The 16,055-nt window shown below is 29.7% G+C and carries 16 protein-coding genes; 8 read left to right on the plus strand and 8 right to left on the minus strand.

Annotation, left to right across the window (positions count from 1 at the left end):
* Positions 1–87: 87 nt before the first annotated feature.
* The 3 genes from I0K12_RS03450 to prmA all read right to left on the minus strand — a co-directional run bounded on the left by I0K12_RS03450 (position 88) and on the right by prmA (position 1,588).
* Entirely contained in the window at positions 88–363 is a 276-nt protein-coding gene (locus I0K12_RS03450; protein WP_196885490.1) for a hypothetical protein, read from the minus strand.
* 81 nt (positions 364–444) lie between these two features.
* Positions 445–720 carry an ATP-dependent Clp protease adaptor ClpS gene (locus I0K12_RS03455; protein ID WP_196885491.1) on the minus strand — a complete coding sequence of 92 codons (276 nt, stop codon included), beginning with the start codon at positions 718–720 and terminating at the stop codon, positions 445–447.
* 34 nt (positions 721–754) lie between these two features.
* Positions 755–1,588, minus strand: coding sequence for a 50S ribosomal protein L11 methyltransferase (gene prmA, locus I0K12_RS03460; RefSeq protein ID WP_196885492.1), 834 nt, complete (start codon positions 1,586–1,588; stop codon positions 755–757).
* A 162-nt stretch (positions 1,589–1,750) separates the two neighbouring features.
* On the opposite strand from prmA, the gene I0K12_RS03465 reads away from it, so the two are divergent.
* A complete protein-coding gene (locus I0K12_RS03465; RefSeq protein WP_196885493.1) occupies positions 1,751–2,464 on the plus strand; it encodes a class I SAM-dependent methyltransferase in 714 nt (237 codons plus the stop codon).
* A 429-nt stretch (positions 2,465–2,893) separates the two neighbouring features.
* Here the strand turns inward: I0K12_RS03465 and I0K12_RS22085 are convergent, their stop codons facing one another.
* Positions 2,894–3,025 carry a hypothetical protein gene (locus tag I0K12_RS22085; protein WP_255552855.1) on the minus strand — a complete coding sequence of 44 codons (132 nt, stop codon included), beginning with the start codon at positions 3,023–3,025 and terminating at the stop codon, positions 2,894–2,896.
* 72 nt (positions 3,026–3,097) lie between these two features.
* Here I0K12_RS22085 and I0K12_RS03470 point away from each other — a divergent pair, with 72 nt between their 5' ends.
* Positions 3,098–4,177, plus strand: a complete 1,080-nt coding sequence (locus I0K12_RS03470; protein ID WP_196885494.1) for a diphosphomevalonate/mevalonate 3,5-bisphosphate decarboxylase family protein — start codon at positions 3,098–3,100, stop codon at positions 4,175–4,177.
* A 71-nt stretch (positions 4,178–4,248) separates the two neighbouring features.
* Positions 4,249–4,845, plus strand: a complete 597-nt coding sequence (locus I0K12_RS03475; RefSeq protein WP_196885495.1) for a thiamine phosphate synthase — start codon at positions 4,249–4,251, stop codon at positions 4,843–4,845.
* A 61-nt stretch (positions 4,846–4,906) separates the two neighbouring features.
* Here I0K12_RS03475 and I0K12_RS03480 read toward each other — a convergent pair whose 3' ends face one another.
* A complete protein-coding gene (locus tag I0K12_RS03480; RefSeq protein WP_196885496.1) occupies positions 4,907–5,479 on the minus strand; it encodes an outer membrane beta-barrel protein in 573 nt (190 codons plus the stop codon).
* A gap of 322 nt (positions 5,480–5,801) precedes the next feature.
* Here I0K12_RS03480 and I0K12_RS03485 point away from each other — a divergent pair, with 322 nt between their 5' ends.
* Complete coding sequence (locus I0K12_RS03485) at positions 5,802–6,821, plus strand: hypothetical protein (RefSeq protein ID WP_196885497.1); 1,020 nt, start codon at positions 5,802–5,804, stop codon at positions 6,819–6,821.
* Between the two features lie 32 nt (positions 6,822–6,853).
* Here I0K12_RS03485 and I0K12_RS03490 read toward each other — a convergent pair whose 3' ends face one another.
* The 3 genes from I0K12_RS03490 to ruvC are packed head-to-tail and all read right to left on the minus strand — an operon-like array spanning position 6,854 to position 9,203.
* Positions 6,854–7,456 carry a ribonuclease HII gene (locus tag I0K12_RS03490; RefSeq protein ID WP_196885498.1) on the minus strand — a complete coding sequence of 201 codons (603 nt, stop codon included), beginning with the start codon at positions 7,454–7,456 and terminating at the stop codon, positions 6,854–6,856.
* 11 nt (positions 7,457–7,467) lie between these two features.
* Positions 7,468–8,595, minus strand: a complete 1,128-nt coding sequence (gene hemW, locus I0K12_RS03495) for a radical SAM family heme chaperone HemW (protein ID WP_196885499.1) — start codon at positions 8,593–8,595, stop codon at positions 7,468–7,470.
* Between the two features lie 53 nt (positions 8,596–8,648).
* Positions 8,649–9,203 carry a crossover junction endodeoxyribonuclease RuvC gene (ruvC, locus tag I0K12_RS03500; RefSeq protein ID WP_196885500.1) on the minus strand — a complete coding sequence of 185 codons (555 nt, stop codon included), beginning with the start codon at positions 9,201–9,203 and terminating at the stop codon, positions 8,649–8,651.
* A gap of 167 nt (positions 9,204–9,370) precedes the next feature.
* On the opposite strand from ruvC, the gene I0K12_RS03505 reads away from it, so the two are divergent.
* From I0K12_RS03505 to I0K12_RS03520, 4 genes are all read left to right on the plus strand, one after another.
* The gene (locus tag I0K12_RS03505) at positions 9,371–10,315 is read left to right on the plus strand and encodes a lysylphosphatidylglycerol synthase domain-containing protein (RefSeq protein ID WP_196885501.1); all 945 of its coding nucleotides are present in this window, start codon (positions 9,371–9,373) and stop codon (positions 10,313–10,315) included.
* The gene (locus tag I0K12_RS03510; RefSeq protein ID WP_196885502.1) at positions 10,312–11,433 is read left to right on the plus strand and encodes a glycosyltransferase family 2 protein; all 1,122 of its coding nucleotides are present in this window, start codon (positions 10,312–10,314) and stop codon (positions 11,431–11,433) included. The genes I0K12_RS03505 and I0K12_RS03510 overlap by 4 nt, the downstream gene beginning before the upstream one ends.
* A 74-nt stretch (positions 11,434–11,507) precedes the next feature.
* Positions 11,508–12,122, plus strand: coding sequence for a DUF1684 domain-containing protein (locus I0K12_RS03515; RefSeq protein WP_196885503.1), 615 nt, complete (start codon positions 11,508–11,510; stop codon positions 12,120–12,122).
* A gap of 204 nt (positions 12,123–12,326) precedes the next feature.
* Complete coding sequence (locus I0K12_RS03520) at positions 12,327–15,914, plus strand: choice-of-anchor I family protein (protein WP_196885504.1); 3,588 nt, start codon at positions 12,327–12,329, stop codon at positions 15,912–15,914.
* Positions 15,915–16,055 lie beyond the last annotated feature (141 nt).

Consider the following 16,055-nt stretch of genomic DNA (forward strand, 5'->3'; position numbering starts at 1 on the left):
TTCAACTTACTGTATCGAATAATTTGTTAAAAATCAAGATTTTATGTGTTAAAATTTAATTTTTTATTAACAACAATTGCTTTGAGTTTAATCTACATCTAAAATATTTTGTAAATATTCTCTGTGTTCTTTTTCTCCTTTAAGAAATGGTGAAACTAAAAGTTTTGTTTCCTCTGGTGCTTTTTTCCCTATTACGTTAGATTTTGGATAGCTTGCATAAAATAGTTTGTAGTTTTCCTCTACTCTTTCGAAAATTAAAAAATGATTTCCTCCAATTCTTACATAAGAAATTTCTCCTTCAAAAGTATTCGAGGCATCTTTCATAAAATCGCTAAATCCGTAGTATAATAATAGTGTTTCCATGGTCTAAATTTTGGCAAAATTAAAAAAACCTTTGCGATAAGTTCACAAAGGTTTTCATTTATATTTTCGAAAAGTTTTTGTTTAAACTATTTCTGCTGATAATCCAAGAGTTAACAACATAGAACAACGAGGCTCTAAGTCTTTATATTCTCCTGTTTTCACAGTACATTTTCCTTTATAATGTACTAACATAGCACATTGTTCTGCTTGTTCCCAAGTATGATCACAAACACTTACAAGAGATTCTATTACATGATCAAATGTATTGACATCATCGTTAAATAATACAATCTCATGATCTTTTACAACTTGTTCTAAAACAGATACGTCCTCTTGTGTTTTTTCTATTGTACTCATTCTTTTTTCTTTTTGACGCTGCAAATTTACGAAATTATTTTGTATACTTTAAAGAAACCCAATTATTTAACTCTAAAGTCTTGTCTAATTTCAGTCCTAAACTTGAAGCTTTTTCATCCATAATTGGAATATCTTCTGTATAGAATCCGCTCAATAGTAAAACTCCTCCTTCGTTTAAACAATTATTATAAGTTTCGATATCGTTTAAAAGAATATTTCTGTTAATGTTCGCAATAATCAAATCATATGATTTCCCATCTAAAAGCGAAGCTTCTCCTTCGTAAACAGAAATATGCTTACAATTATTTCTGTCTACATTTTCAACTGAATTTACAAAACACCAATTATCAATATCAATCGCATCAATTGGTTGTGCTCCTTTCATTTCGGCAAAAATTGCTAAAATTCCTGTTCCACATCCCATATCCAAAACTTTTTTGTTTTCTAAATCTAAATCGATTAATTGCTGAATCATCAAATTTGTTGTTTGGTGATGTCCTGTTCCAAAACTCATTTTTGGTTCAATAACAATATCGTATTTCAAATTTGGATTTTCATGAAATGGCGCACGAATACTTACTAAATCTGCAACCTGAATTGGCTCGAAATTTTTCTCCCATTCTTCATTCCAGTTTACTTGCTCAATTTCTTTTACTTCATATGAAATTGTAAACATTTCAGAATTTAAAATCGAGATTTCTTCTAAAATATTTTCATTCCACTCTCTCTTTTGAATATAAGCTTTGAATCCTTCTTCGTTTTCTACAAAACTCTCAAAACCTACCATTCCAAGTTCAGCAATCAAAATTTCATTTCCAGGAATTATCGGGTTTACTTTAAAATCGTATTCTATATAAATTTCGTTCATCGGTCTTAATTTTATATCACTCCAAGAGCAACATTTTGTTCCAGTTAAATTAGTCTTTTTACTATTTTATTGATATTAAATATATGTTATAAAAGACTTTGCAATATTAGTGTTTTTATTGCTATTAGTATTTCGTAAATTCGCATTTTTAATCCAATTTTTATGTCAAAAGATCCATTTGGAAAAGCTGTTTTAGATTTTCAGAGCAATAACGAACCAAAAAACATCATTACGCATTCTTCACTTGCTGGCGAAGATGAAATTCCTGTTGATTATCTTTTTAGAAATTACAAGGAAATGCCTTCTATAGAGCAAAAAGCTTTGGATTTGTCTAAAGGAAAAATCTTAGATGTTGGTTGTGGAGCTGGAAGTCATGCGCTTTACCTTCAGAATAAAGGGAAAAATGTAACGGCAATCGATATTTCGGAAGGTGCTGTAGAAGTTTGTAAACTTCGTGGTATCGAAAATGCTTCTGTTGAAAATATTTGGGATTATTCTGGTGAAAAATTTGATACAATTCTGATTTTAATGAATGGAACCGGAATTTGTGGAAAACTAAATAAATTGGATGCTTTTCTGAAACATTTAAAATCGCTTCTGAAACCTAATGGACAAATTCTGATTGATTCTTCGGATATTATCTACATGTTTGAAGATGAAAATGGCGAATATTGGATTGATGCTTCACAAGGTTATTATGGTGAAGTTGTTTTTTCTATGGAATATAAAGATCAAAAATCAGATGAATTTAATTGGTTATATGTAGACTTTAATACTTTTCAGAATTGTGCGAACTACAACGGTTTTCTTTGTGAATTGATTGAAGAAGGTGAGCATTATGATTATTTGGCGAGATTAACTGTTTTGGAGGATTAATGTGTGTGAAGTGAAGAACTTCATCCTTCCTTGATATATGTCGTCCTTTCAGGACTTTTAATTTTTATTTGAAAACCTAGCGCACTTTTGTAAAGTGTGTCCATTATTTTTAATATTTCTGTGGACACGAGTTACAAACTCGCGCCAGCAATCGATTTCTGTATGAGAATAGAAGGACTTCACCCTTCCTTAATATATGTCGTCCTTTCAGGACTTTTGGATTTTTGTCTTTTGCGAAAGGGATTGTAGTGGATAGCTTTTCTTTTTTGCAAAAATTAGTTTTTTCTTTGAAAACGGAGGCGACCTTAGAAGCCCACGTATTTCTTAGAAAAACTTTTTTGGAAAAAGAAAACTAGGAACGAAAAGCCCGACCTTTTTCTGCGTTTTTTGGAAACGAAGAAAAATGGTTTCGCCCTAAAAATAATAAAACTATTTTTCTTCCTCTTTCTTTTCTTCCTTCTTCCCTACTCTGTTTGCATTTACTTTTGCTTCGATGTTCACACGTTTTTTCTTTGGTATGTTTGCTTCTTTTTGTTTTTGAATTAAATTTTTGATCGACATTTTTCAAACTTTTAAAATTCTTTACAAAGGTAGTGAAGTTTATCTTTAATATATTTGTACAAAACTTAAGATATGACGGAATTTATACCAAACGCTATTGATAAAGTAGAAATAAACGAAGGAAATGTAACGTGGAGAACGCCAAGTAATATTGCTTTGGTGAAATATTGGGGAAAAGAAGGAGTGCAGATTCCGAAAAATCCTTCGATTAGTTTTACGCTTCATAATTGTGCTACGATTACTACTTTGGAATATCAGAAAAAAGAGACTGCTTCTGATGCTTTTGAGTTTGAATTTTATTTTGAAGGAAAAATCAAAGATAGTTTTAAACCAAAAATCGAAAGTTTTTTTAAGAGAATCGAAGAGTTTTGTCCATATTTGAAAGCATACAAATTTGTGATTAAAAGCGAAAATACTTTCCCACATAGTAGCGGAATTGCTTCTTCTGCAAGTGGAATGGGAGCTTTGGCAATGTGTGTGATGCATTTGGAAAAAGAGATTTATCCTGAAATTTCGGAGGATTATTTTTATAAAAAAGCTTCTTTCTTGGCAAGGTTAGGTTCTGGAAGTGCTTCTAGAAGTATCAAAGGAAAATTGGTTGTTTGGGGAGAAAGTGATGCTATTCCTGAAAGTTCGAATTTATACGGAATTCCTTTCCCATTTGAGGTTCATGATAATTTTAAAGAATATTGTGATACGATTCTTTTGGTGGATAAAGGGCAAAAGCAAGTGAGTAGCACGGTTGGACATAATTTAATGATTGATCATCCGTATGCGGAAAGAAGATTTCAGCAAGCGAACGAAAACTTGGCAAAAATCTCTGAAATTCTTCAAAATGGAGATTTAAAATCTTTTATTAAATTGGTAGAAGAAGAGGCTTTGGCACTACATGCTATGATGCTTACAAGTACACCTACTTTTATTTTGATGAAGCCAAATACGCTAGAAATTATCAATAGAATTTGGAATTATAGAAATGAAACGGATTCGTCTATTTGTTTTACTTTGGATGCTGGAGCAAATGTGCATGTTTTATATCCGAAATCTGAAGAAGCTTCTGTACAAGCTTTTATTCAGAATGAATTGGCTGCCTTTTGTGAAAAAGAACAATACATTCATGATTTTGTAGGAAATGGTTCTGAGAAATTATAATTTTAGATAAAGAATATTAAAAATAAAAGGAATTAGATATCTACTAATTCCTTTTTTTAATTTTAAAAATTATGTTTGTCGTAATAGCTACTGAAAAAAATAACGCAAAAGAAATTGATATTATTATACAGCTTTTTGAATTGGGCTTGGAAACTTTCCATCTACGAAAGCCTAATTTCACTAAAGAAATGCTGATTTCTTATCTAAATAAAGTTCCTGAAAAATATCATAAACACATTGTAATCGACTCACATATAGAACTTCTTGAAGATTTTCATCTTAAAGGTTTTCATCTTAAAGAATCAAACAGATTAAAGCTTGGAAATGACTTGAAAAATATTCGAAAAAAACTCTTTGATAAGCAACAAACGTTGAGTTCTTCTTTTCATTCTTTAGAAGCTATTGAAAATAATAATATCGAATTTGATTATGTTTTTCTGAGTCCTGTTTTTCATTCTATTTCTAAAGAAAATTATGCTGGAAAAGGTTTTGATGTAAATCACTTGAAACAAAAAACACTTGCTCTTGGCGGGATTAAGCAAGAAAATATTGCAAAAACGAAAGAATTAGGTTTTCAAGGAATTGCAGTTTTGGGTGCTATTTGGGAAAGTGAAGATCCTATTTTGGAGTTTCAGAGATTGAAAGAAGTTTATGATGGTTGTTTTTGAAATAAAAAAAGGGAAACAATTAAATTGCCTCCCTCTATATTTTTTATAATTCTTTTCTAAATTATAGATCTAATGGAATTCTTAATCCAGCATTAACTGAGAAAGAAAATGGGAAAGTAACTTCTGATTCTTCTCTACTATTATAAGTTTTAGCAGGGATAAGTCCTTTTGCATCTAAGAAAACATATCCAAAACCGATATTCTTTTCTGCTCCAATTCCTAAGTTTATTGTAATTCCACTAGTACTATCTTCTTCTACTTCATATCCAACAGCATCTTCTGAAGCTTCAATATTACCAACTATGATTCCTGCTCCAATAATTGGATATAAACCAAAATCAGCTTCATAATCTCCAACAACATAGTATTTTGCTTCTAAAAACAAATTTAAATAAGAAACTTTGTCTTTATTTTCTAATTCACTAGGTAAGAAATAACTTACTCCTCCCGTAAATGCCATTTTTTCTGATTTTGCGTATTCTCCTTTAATACCAATACCAATATTTGATGTTTTTACATCTCCTAAAACATTTAGATAAGAAACTTGACCTCCAAGACTAACTTGAGAATGCATTTTTGATGTAGAAAATGCGATAAACATTAATAAAAATAAAAGTTTAGTAATTTTTTTCATTTTTAAATTTTTTAGTTTTAATTAAATTGTCTTTTTCAAAAAAAACAACTGTCAGACCTATGCTCCGGATACATAAAACTATGGCTATTTTTTTGGCAAATGTAAATATTTTATCTTAAAATCCTAATAGTTTTTACATTTTATACGTTTTTTTGTTAATTAATTTAAATATCTTTCAATTAAATCTGATTTTAAAATAAAGAATATCAGATAAATAACAATATCATTAAAGTATCTGATTTTCAAAAAACATTCTATGATTTATATATATTTTTTATAAAAATGGCTGGTATTAATTAAAACATTATTTTTACTCAAAAAAATGAAAAAGTATCTTAAGTCTATAATTTTATTGGGAATTTTAATCTTCATTATATCTTGCCAAGAAAAAACAAATTTCAGCCAAAAAGAAATTAAATATAAAAATTTAGACAACTCTTCTGTACAACATTTTAGCTTAGAAAAACAAAAAGATACTATTGATTTTATTGTTGTAGATAGCATATTGACAAAAAAGAAACCTGTTTTACTTTACCTTCAAGGTAGTTTACCAAGACCTTTATTTATTAATTTTAAAGATTATGGTAATTGGTTTTTTGGTGGAGGAATTTCAAATTTTGATTTAGAAAAAATTCAAAAAGAATATCACTTAGTGATTATTTCTATGCCAAAAACTCCTGTTCTTGTTGAAGAAGAAAATCTGAATAACCAATATTCTTATGTTCCAAATCCCGAAAATAAAAATAAACTTTCTGAAGCTTATTTAAAAAATGATTATCTAGAAAATTATGTAAATAGAGCAAATTCAGTCTTGAAGTTTTTAGAAAAACAAGATTGGGTAGATTCTTCTAAACTTGTAGTTGTCGGGCATTCGCAAGGAACAAAAGTTGGAACTAAATTGGCTTTAAAAAATAATAAAATCACACATCTTGGTTTGCTTTCTCCAAATCCTTTTGGAAGAGAAGATCAATTTATTCGAGAATATAGAAAACAAGCTGAAAATGGAGAAATATCTTGGAAAAAAGCGGATGAAGAAATCAAGAAGATTTACGAAATAAGTCAAAATCCTGAATTAAAAAATCGACTTTCTTTCACTCAAAATTATCTGAATGATTGGTTAGAATTAAATATCCCAATTTATATTGCTTATGGAACAAATGATATAACCTCTGATTTATGTGATATTGTTCCGCTTTTCTTCTATCAAAAAGGAAAAGAAAATTTAACCCTAAAAAGGCATTTAGAATTAGATCATAGTTTCATGAAATTTGAGAATCCAAAAGAGCCAGAACAGCATATGAAAGAAGTTATTAATGATTTTATTGATTGGACTTTAAAATAAAAATTCCCTCTCATGAGGGAATTCTATCTATTTTATAATTCTAATTTCAACTGCTCTGGTAAAAGCTTGAAAGATTTTCTGTGGTATTTACAAGAACCATTTTCTTGAATTGCTTGACGGTGTTCTTTCGTAGGATATCCTTTGTTTTTTTTCCAATTATAAGCAGGAAATTCCTCATGGATTTTCTCCATATATTCATCACGATAGGTTTTTGCCAAAACCGAAGCCGCTGCAATACTTTTATATTTCGCATCTCCTTTTACAATCGTTTCGTGTGGAATTTCTTTATAATCTCTAAACTTATTTCCATCTACGATAATAAAATCTGGCTCCATCTCCATTTTTTCTATTGCACGATGCATTCCTGTAATCGAAGCTTGTAAAATATTGATTTCGTCAATTTCTTTTGGGTAAATAAAAGAAACTCCATAAGCCAAAGCTTCTTTCTCAATAATCGGACGAAGTTTTTGTCTTTGTTTTTCCGTTAATTTCTTTGAATCATTTAATAATTCATGTGAAAAATCATCTGGTAAAATTACTGCTGCAGCAACCACAGGTCCAGACAAACATCCTCTTCCTGCTTCGTCAGTTCCTACTTCGTATTTATGTTTTGTATGTTTAGATTTTAATGTCATTTTGGTTTTGTTTAAACATAAAAAAGATCACTAGCAATTCCGTCTGCTAGAAATTTTCCTTTTTCCGTGATGAATAGAAAATTATCTTTCAATTCTAAAGTTCCTTGTTTCAAAAATGGTTTGATTTCTTTTTCTAAAAATTTTCGCATTTCTAAACCAAAATCATTTTCAATTTTTTCCAAAGAAACTCCAAAAATTGTTCGCAATCCTGTCATCACATATTCATTATAACAATCTATTTTCGAAAGTTCTTCAATTTCTAATGGAAGCTTTTTTTCTTCAATTTCTTTCATATAAAGCATGTTATTCGCAAGATTCCAAGCTCTATTTTTTCCATCAAAAGAATGTGCTGAAGGCCCAACTCCTAAATATTTTTTCCCTTGCCAATAAGAAGTATTATGTTTTGAAAAGAAATCTGGTTTTCCAAAATTCGAAATCTCATAATGTACAAAACCATTTTTCTTTGTTTCTTTTACCAAAATCTGAAAATGTTTGAAAGCCAAATTTTCATCCAAAGGTTTTACTCTTCCTTTTTTGATAAAAGAATCCAATACCGTTTTTTCCTCAACTGTCAAAGCATAACTAGAAATATGTGGAATATTCAAATCAAAAGCAATTTCAAGATTCTTTCGCCATTTTGCTTCCTCCATATTCGGAACTCCATAAATCAGATCAATCGTGATATTTTCAAAACCAACTTTCTGTGCTTCTTCAATACATTTTCTAGCTTCTATAGCAGAATGCGCACGATTCATAAATTGTAAATCTTCCTCAAAAAAAGATTGAATTCCAATGCTCAATCGATTGATTGGAGTTTTAGATAAATCCATTAATTTCTCTGTAGACAAATCATCTGGATTTGCTTCTAAAGTAATTTCAGGATTTTCAACTACAGAAAAATTCGTATAAATTGTATTTAAAATCTGTTTAATTTCTGCAATAGAAAGCAAAGAAGGCGTTCCTCCACCAAAATAAATGGTTTCGATTGTTTCCTTTTCTAAAGTCTCTTTTCGTAGCTCAATTTCTGCACAAATTGCATTCACCATTCGCTCCTTATATTTCAAAGAAGTCGAAAAATGAAAATCGCAATAATAACAAGCTTGCTTACAAAAAGGGATATGTATATAAATTCCTGCCAATGTTTTTTTGATTTTATACTCCCCTACTTTTCAAGGAGGGGTTGGGGGTGGTTTTATTTCTTTACACGTTTTTCGTTTTGCTTTACAAAAGCTCCCCAACCTGAATAGCTTTTTCCTGTAACGGTTTTTCCTGTATTATAATAATGACAAACTGCTGCTGCTAAACCATCCGTAGCATCCAGATTTTTTGGAAGTTCTTTAATTTTCAGCATACTTTGCAACATTTTTGCTACTTGCTCTTTACTCGCATTACCATTTCCTGTTACTGCCATTTTAATTTTCTTCGGAAGATATTCTGTAATTGGAATTTCTCTCGACAATCCAGCTGCCATCGCAACTCCTTGCGCTCTTCCAAGCTTCAACATCGATTGTACGTTTTTTCCAAAAAATGGTGCTTCAATCGCTATTTCATCTGGATTATAAGTATCTATCAACTGAATGGTTCTTTCAAAAATCAATTTCAGTTTGATATAAGGATCCGTATATTTCTGCAAAAGTAATTCGTTTAATTGTAAAAGTTCCATTTTTTTACCAACAACTTTTATCAATCCAAATCCCATAATCGTTGTTCCTGGGTCAATTCCTAATATGATTCTTTCTTTTGTCAATGTTTATTTAATTTTTTTCAAATATTACATCTTAATTAATAATCAGAATGTTTAAAAATTCCCCTCTTGAGAGGGGTTAGGGGTGTGTAAAAACACATCCATCATCCTTTTCAAGAAGAAAAATATTTTTTGCTAATCTAATTCTAATATTTTTTCTTTGCGCAAACATGAAGAATACACTCCGAAAATATCGCAAAACTATCACTAATCTTTTAAAGTTAGTGTTTATTTTTGGTGCGATTCTTTTTATTGTTCGAAAAATAGGAGAAAATGAAAATTCAATTTCTTTTTTAGAACGAATTTTTGAAAAAACAGATATTTCTATTCTTTTATTTTTTTCCTTACTCCAAATCACAATGTCAGGTGGAAACTGGTTTTTTGAGTTTAAAAAATGGAAATTCTTAACGAAAAACATTCGAGAAATTTCTTTTTTTGAAAGCATAAAACAAAGTTTGGCTTCACTTACAATTTCAATTATTACACCAAATAGAATTGGAGAATATGGAGCAAAAGCACTTTTTTATGAGAAAGAAAATCAGAAACAGATTTTGTATTTAAATTTTTTAGGAAATTTTTCTCAATTGGTCATTACTTCCATTTTTGGTTTTTTTGGTTTAGTTTTTCTTTGGAGAAATTTTCCAGAGTTTTTTGAAATTTTTAATGCAACAATAATTGGAATTCTACTTTGTTTTTTGATTTTAATTATTGGAGTTTTAGTTTGGAAAAAAGATAAGATTCCAGCTTTTTTAAATTCTAAGAAATTTTATCAAACTTGCGGATTTGCATTCGTTCGTTATTTATTTTTTTCGCATCAATTTTATTTCTTTCTACAATTTTTTCAAGTAGAAATTAATTATTTCGATGCGATGCTTTCGATTTCTTCCATGTATTTAATTTCTTCTGTAATTCCTTCCATTGCAATTTTCGATTGGGCTTTAAAAGGTTCTATTGCAGTGTTAATTTTTACACTTTTTGAAGTGAATTCTCTAGTAATCATCACGGTTTCTTTTATGATGTGGTTTTTAAATTTTGCCATTCCAACTTTAATTGGTTGTATTTTTGTGTTTTCGATGCCGACAAAATTTCAATTTAAACCAAAAATAAATTCATGATTTATCTAAGTTTTTTCTTTCTGATTTTATATCTAGGAATCATTGGTTCATTTATTTTCGGTTTTTTTCGTTTGAAAAATTTTAAAGAAAAAGCAAAACCAAAAACTAGATTTTCGATTATTATTCCTTTTCGAAATGAAGCAGAAAATTTACCTGAGCTTTTAAAAAGTATTTCTAAAATAAATTATGATTTTTCAAAATTTGAAGTCTTTTTGATCAATGACGAATCATCAGATTCTTCTGAAAAAATAGTTCAAGATTTTATTCAAAAAAAATCAGAATTAAATCTTTTTCTTCTTCAAAATAATCGAAAAACAAATTCTCCCAAAAAAGATGCAATCCAGACTGCTATGGAGAAAACAAATTTCGAATGGATTGTCACTACAGATGCAGATTGTATCGTTTCTAAAAATTGGCTGGAAAGTTTTAATGCTTTTATTTTAGAAAAAAAAGTAAAAATGATAGCTGCTCCCGTTACTTATTTAAATTGTAAATCATTACATCAAAAATTTCAATTATTAGATTTTTTGAGTTTGATTGGAAGTACAATTGGAAGTTTTGGAATCGGAAAAGCTTTTATGTGCAATGGAGCAAATCTTTGTTATGAAAAAAAGAGTTTTTTAGCTCTAAATGGTTTTGAAGGAAATTCGCATTTAGCAAGTGGAGATGATGTTTTTTTAATGGAAAAATTCTTAAAAAAATATCCAGAAAAAGTACATTTTTTAAAAACTAAAGATGCAATTGTAAAAACATTTCCTCAAAAAACAATTTCAGATTTAATACAACAAAGAATTCGCTGGGCATCAAAGACAAGTTCTTATTCTAATTCTTTTGGAAAATTTGTTGGAATCATCGTTTTTGGCTTAAATTTCTTATTGGTTTTAGATTTAATTTTATGCTTTTTAAACATTATTACATTAGAAAACCTAGCAATTATATTCGGTTTTAAATTTCTTTTTGATTTTATAATTCTTTGGCAAACAACTTCTTTTTTCCAGCAAAAAAAAATCATGATGCATATCATTTGGATGAGCTTGATTTATCCGTTTTTTTGTACTTATGTTGCTTTTCTTTCTTTTCAAAAAAAATATTCTTGGAAAGGAAGAGCGCTAAGATGAATCTTTTATAAAAAACTTAAAAGTTACGTCAAAAATAAATTTGTAATTTTAGTAAAAACCAAAATCCAGAAAATATGAGAAAGCTTATTATGTGTTTAATTGCAATATCATTTCTTTTTTCTTGTAATACAGAAGAACCACATGGTGATTCTTATTTCAAAAAAATGAAAAAATATCGATATAGAATGAATGTGTCATTTTCGGATAAAACTACTTCTCCATTAAAACCAGAAGATTTAAGAGATTTTAAAACCTTAGATTTTTTTCCAATAGACTCCAATTATCGAGTAAAAGCGGAATTTAAAAGAGTGAAGAATGCTCCTTTTATGGAAATGGAAACGAATACCAATAGCAAAGTACTTTATAAAGTTTATGGAACTGCAACTTTTGAATTGGATGGAAAAAAACATACTTTGAACCTATATCAAAATCAAAAAATGGATTTTACGGGCGAGTTTAACGATCGATTATTCATTCCTTTTCATGATACTACAAATGGAAAAGAAACTTATGAAGGTGGAAGATATATGGAGGTTGATGTTCCAAATAAGAAAACATTAATTATAGATTTTAATAAAGCTTTTAATCCATACTGTGTTTACAATGACAAATATGTTTGTCCTGTAGTACCTCCAGTAAATACTTTGGACATTCCTATTGACGCTGGAGTGAAAAACTTTAAGAAATAATTGAAAATAAATACATTAAATAGAAACAGTAAGCAGCTTTGTTTACTGTTTTTTTACGTTCAAAACTTTTAATTAAAATACTCTTAACTCCTGATTTTCATTTAGTTTACGATGATTTAATATTTAGTTAACATTCTGTAATTCAAAAAGTTACAATACATCTGTAATATTGTTCACGAATAAAAAAATTCTAAAAGTTTATTTATGAACAAAAATTACCTATTAATAATTGCTATTTTTTTAACAGCATTTATATCGCAAGCCCAAACAGCTGTAATTACATCTTATATGGATTCTCCTTGTCCTAGCCAAGATGGAAGAGTTGTTGAAATATACGTGAATGGAACTGTTGATTTCGCTGGATGGAATTTACAACGTCAATCAAACGGAGATGGATATAATTCAAATATTAATTTATCCAATTTAGGAACAATTACAGATGCTTTTGCATACATCACAAATGATGCTGCAACTATTACAAGTGAATTTGGAATTTCTACGAATGTTCTTGAAAACGGAAACATTTCTAGTAATGGAGATGACGCTTTTCAGATTGTAGATAATAACGATACTGTAATTGACAGATTCGGAGAAGATGGTGTTGACGGAACTGGGACTGCTTGGGAGCATGTGGATACTTATTATAAAAGAAATAATAATGTAGCTCCAAACTATGGAAATTTTGATGTTACAAACTGGACTTTTGGAGAATTAGGATTGTTAGTAGGAACTGGACTTTGTAATGGTGGAGAAGCTTATAGTAATACTTTTTCATTAGCAACTTATTCTTATACGCCTCCTGTTTCTGCAACATTATCTGTTTCTGCGCCAACAGCAGATCAGGTTTTTGATCCTTCTACTTCATCTATTGAAATTTCTTTCAACACAGAAAACTTTACTTTTTCTACAGATGAAAATACAGAAGACGGAGATGGATATTTAGTTTATTCTTCAAATGGATTTTCAAATAATATTAACCATTTCTCTACAGATGCTATTCTTTTAACAGAATTAACTCCTGGAACTTATACTTATTCTTTAAAATTAGTAAACAACGAAGGAGAAACAATTGACGGAACGGAAATGACTATTAGTTTCTCAATTGATACTGTTACAGAAGTTGCTTCTTTAACAGCATTAAGAGCTGATTTTGATGCAAACGGTGCTGGAACTTATTATGAAATTACTGGTCAAGTTGTTGTTTCAAACACAAACGGATATCAAGGAAGAAAATGGGTGCAAGATACAGAAGGAACTATTTCTGGAATCTTAATCAAAGATACTTCGGATGCAATTGAAACTACATTTAACACTGGAGATATTTTTACAAACATCAAAGGATATACGGTTGAAGAAAATGGTGTTTTAAAATTAATTCCTTTTGATGATGATGCTATTACTTTAGTTTCTTCAGATAACGAAATTACAGTTCAAACAATTTCTGTAGAAGAATTTACTACAAATGGAAATGACTATGAGTCGGAGTTAATCAAAATTGAAGGAATCAATTTTGAAGATGCTGACGGTACAGCAGTTTACACAAATGGAACAAATTATACAGTAACAGACGGAACAAATACGACAACTTTAAGAACAGATTTCTACGATATGGATTATATCGGAGAAGTAATTCCAAGTTTAGATGTAAATGTTATTGGAATTGCTGCTGAATACAACGGAAACTATCAATTTACTCCAAGAAACAATGAAGATATCGAAGTGATTTCTACAAATGTTTCTTTTGAAGAAACTGTAATTTCTATCTCAGAAGCAGATGCAAGTGTGGTGGTAAAATTAATATTAGAAGAAGCAACTACAGCACAGTCTACAGTAGATGTTTCTCTATATTTATCAAATAACGATGCTTTTGCTTTTACAACACAAACAATCACTTTTGAAGAAGGAGAATCTGAAAAAGAATTTTCAATTGAAATTCCTCAAAACACAGAGAAAAATATAGATTATTTTGTAGCGCTTCAATTAGAAAATACTTCTAATGTAGAACTAGGAGAAGAAACAATGACTACAATTTATGTTTCTGACGACGAAATGCACATCGAAGAAGATGCTCCTGATACTTTAGGAATGACTTTCCAAACTAGCTTTGGAGAACTAGGTGGAGCGGAGATTTTGGCTCACGATCCTGTTACTGAAAAATTATTTGTTACCAATAGTGAAGACAATACTTTACAAGTTTTAGATTTCTCTGATCCTTCAAATATCACTTATGATTCTACAGTTTCTCTTAACGAATTTGGAGCTTCTGTAACAAGTGTTACGGTTTATGAAAATTTAGTTGCTGTTTCTGTAAAAAGTGAAGATTATTCAAATGGAAAAGTTGTTTTCTTAAACACAAATGGAGAAGTTTTAGCTAATGTTGAAGTTGGAGTTTTACCAGATATGTTGACTTTCACACCAAACGGAACTTCTATCATTGTTGCAAACGAAGGAGAGCCAAATGATGATTATACAGTAGATCCTGAAGGAAGTATTTCTATCATCACACTTCCAGAAAATATTGCAGAAATTACAACTTCTGATGTTACAACTTTAGATTTTAATGCTTTCGATTCTCAATTAGAAGATTTACAAGCAAACGATGTTCGTATTTTTGGATTAAATGCTACAGTTTCACAAGATTTAGAGCCAGAATACATTACTATTTCTGAAGATTCTTCTACTGCTTGGGTAGTTTTACAGGAAAATAACGCATATGCTACTGTAGATTTAACTTCAAACACAATCACAAGTATCAAGTCTTTCGGATATAAAGATTTTTCTTTAGAAAAAAATGCTTTTGATGCTTCCAATGATATTGATTTTATCTTCATGTCAACTTGGAATGTAAAAGGTATGTATCAGCCTGATGGAATTGCAAACTTTGAGAAAGACGGCGTAAAATATATCGTTACTGCAAACGAGGGAGATGGAAGAGATTATGATGGATATAGTGAAGAAAACAGAGTAAAAGATTTAAATTTAGATGAAACTGCTTTTCCAAATGCAGATTTTATCCAAGAAAAAAGAAACTTAGGAAGATTAAAGATTACAACTTCTCTTGGAGATACAGATAATGATGGAGATTATGATGAGCTTTATGCTTATGGAGCTCGTTCTTTCTCAATTTTTAATGCTGAAACTGGAGAATTAGTTTATGATAGTGCAGACATGATGGAAAGAATCATCAAAGAGCACGAAGTTTTTGGAGAAATGTTTAACACTACAAATAGTGACGATAAATTCAAAAACAGATCGGATGATAAAGGACCTGAACCAGAAGGAGTAATCGTGAAAGAAATTGATGAGAAATTCTATGCTTTTGTAGGTTTAGAAAGAGTTGGAGGAATCATGGTTTTTGATATTACAAACCCAACTGCACCAGTTTTTGAAACTTATGTAAACAACAGAACTTTTGATGAAGTTGAAAATGATGATTTAGGACCAGAAGGATTAATTTATGTAGATCCTAATGATAATGGATTAGAAAAAGGATTAATCGTAGTAGCAAACGAAGTAAGTGCTACTGTAAGTGTTTATTCTTTAGAAAATGTAGATGCAACTATTGGAATTGAAGATTTTTCAAAAAATGAAACAATTACTTTATACCCAAATCCTTCCAATAATTCTTTTGTTTTCTTAAGTAAACCTTCTTCTTTTGAAGTGTTTGATACTTTAGGAAGAAAAGTTTTAGAAGGGAAAAATGCTTCGAAAATCAATACGAAATCATTAACAAAAGGAACTTACATCGTGAAGTTCGAAAAAGGAACTAGTACAAAATTAGTTGTAAACTAGTTTGATTCTATATATCCCTATAATTGAAAAGCGAGGTTTTTAGCCTCGCTTTTTTTGTTTTTTATTAAAAGTTTCCTGGTTTAAAATCTTAAGAGAAAATTTTGTTTAATCTAAAACACACCCCTAGCCCCTCTCAAAAGG

It is taken from the genome of Aureivirga sp. CE67, from assembly GCF_015767245.1.
Lineage (GTDB): Bacteria > Bacteroidota > Bacteroidia > Flavobacteriales > Flavobacteriaceae > Aureivirga.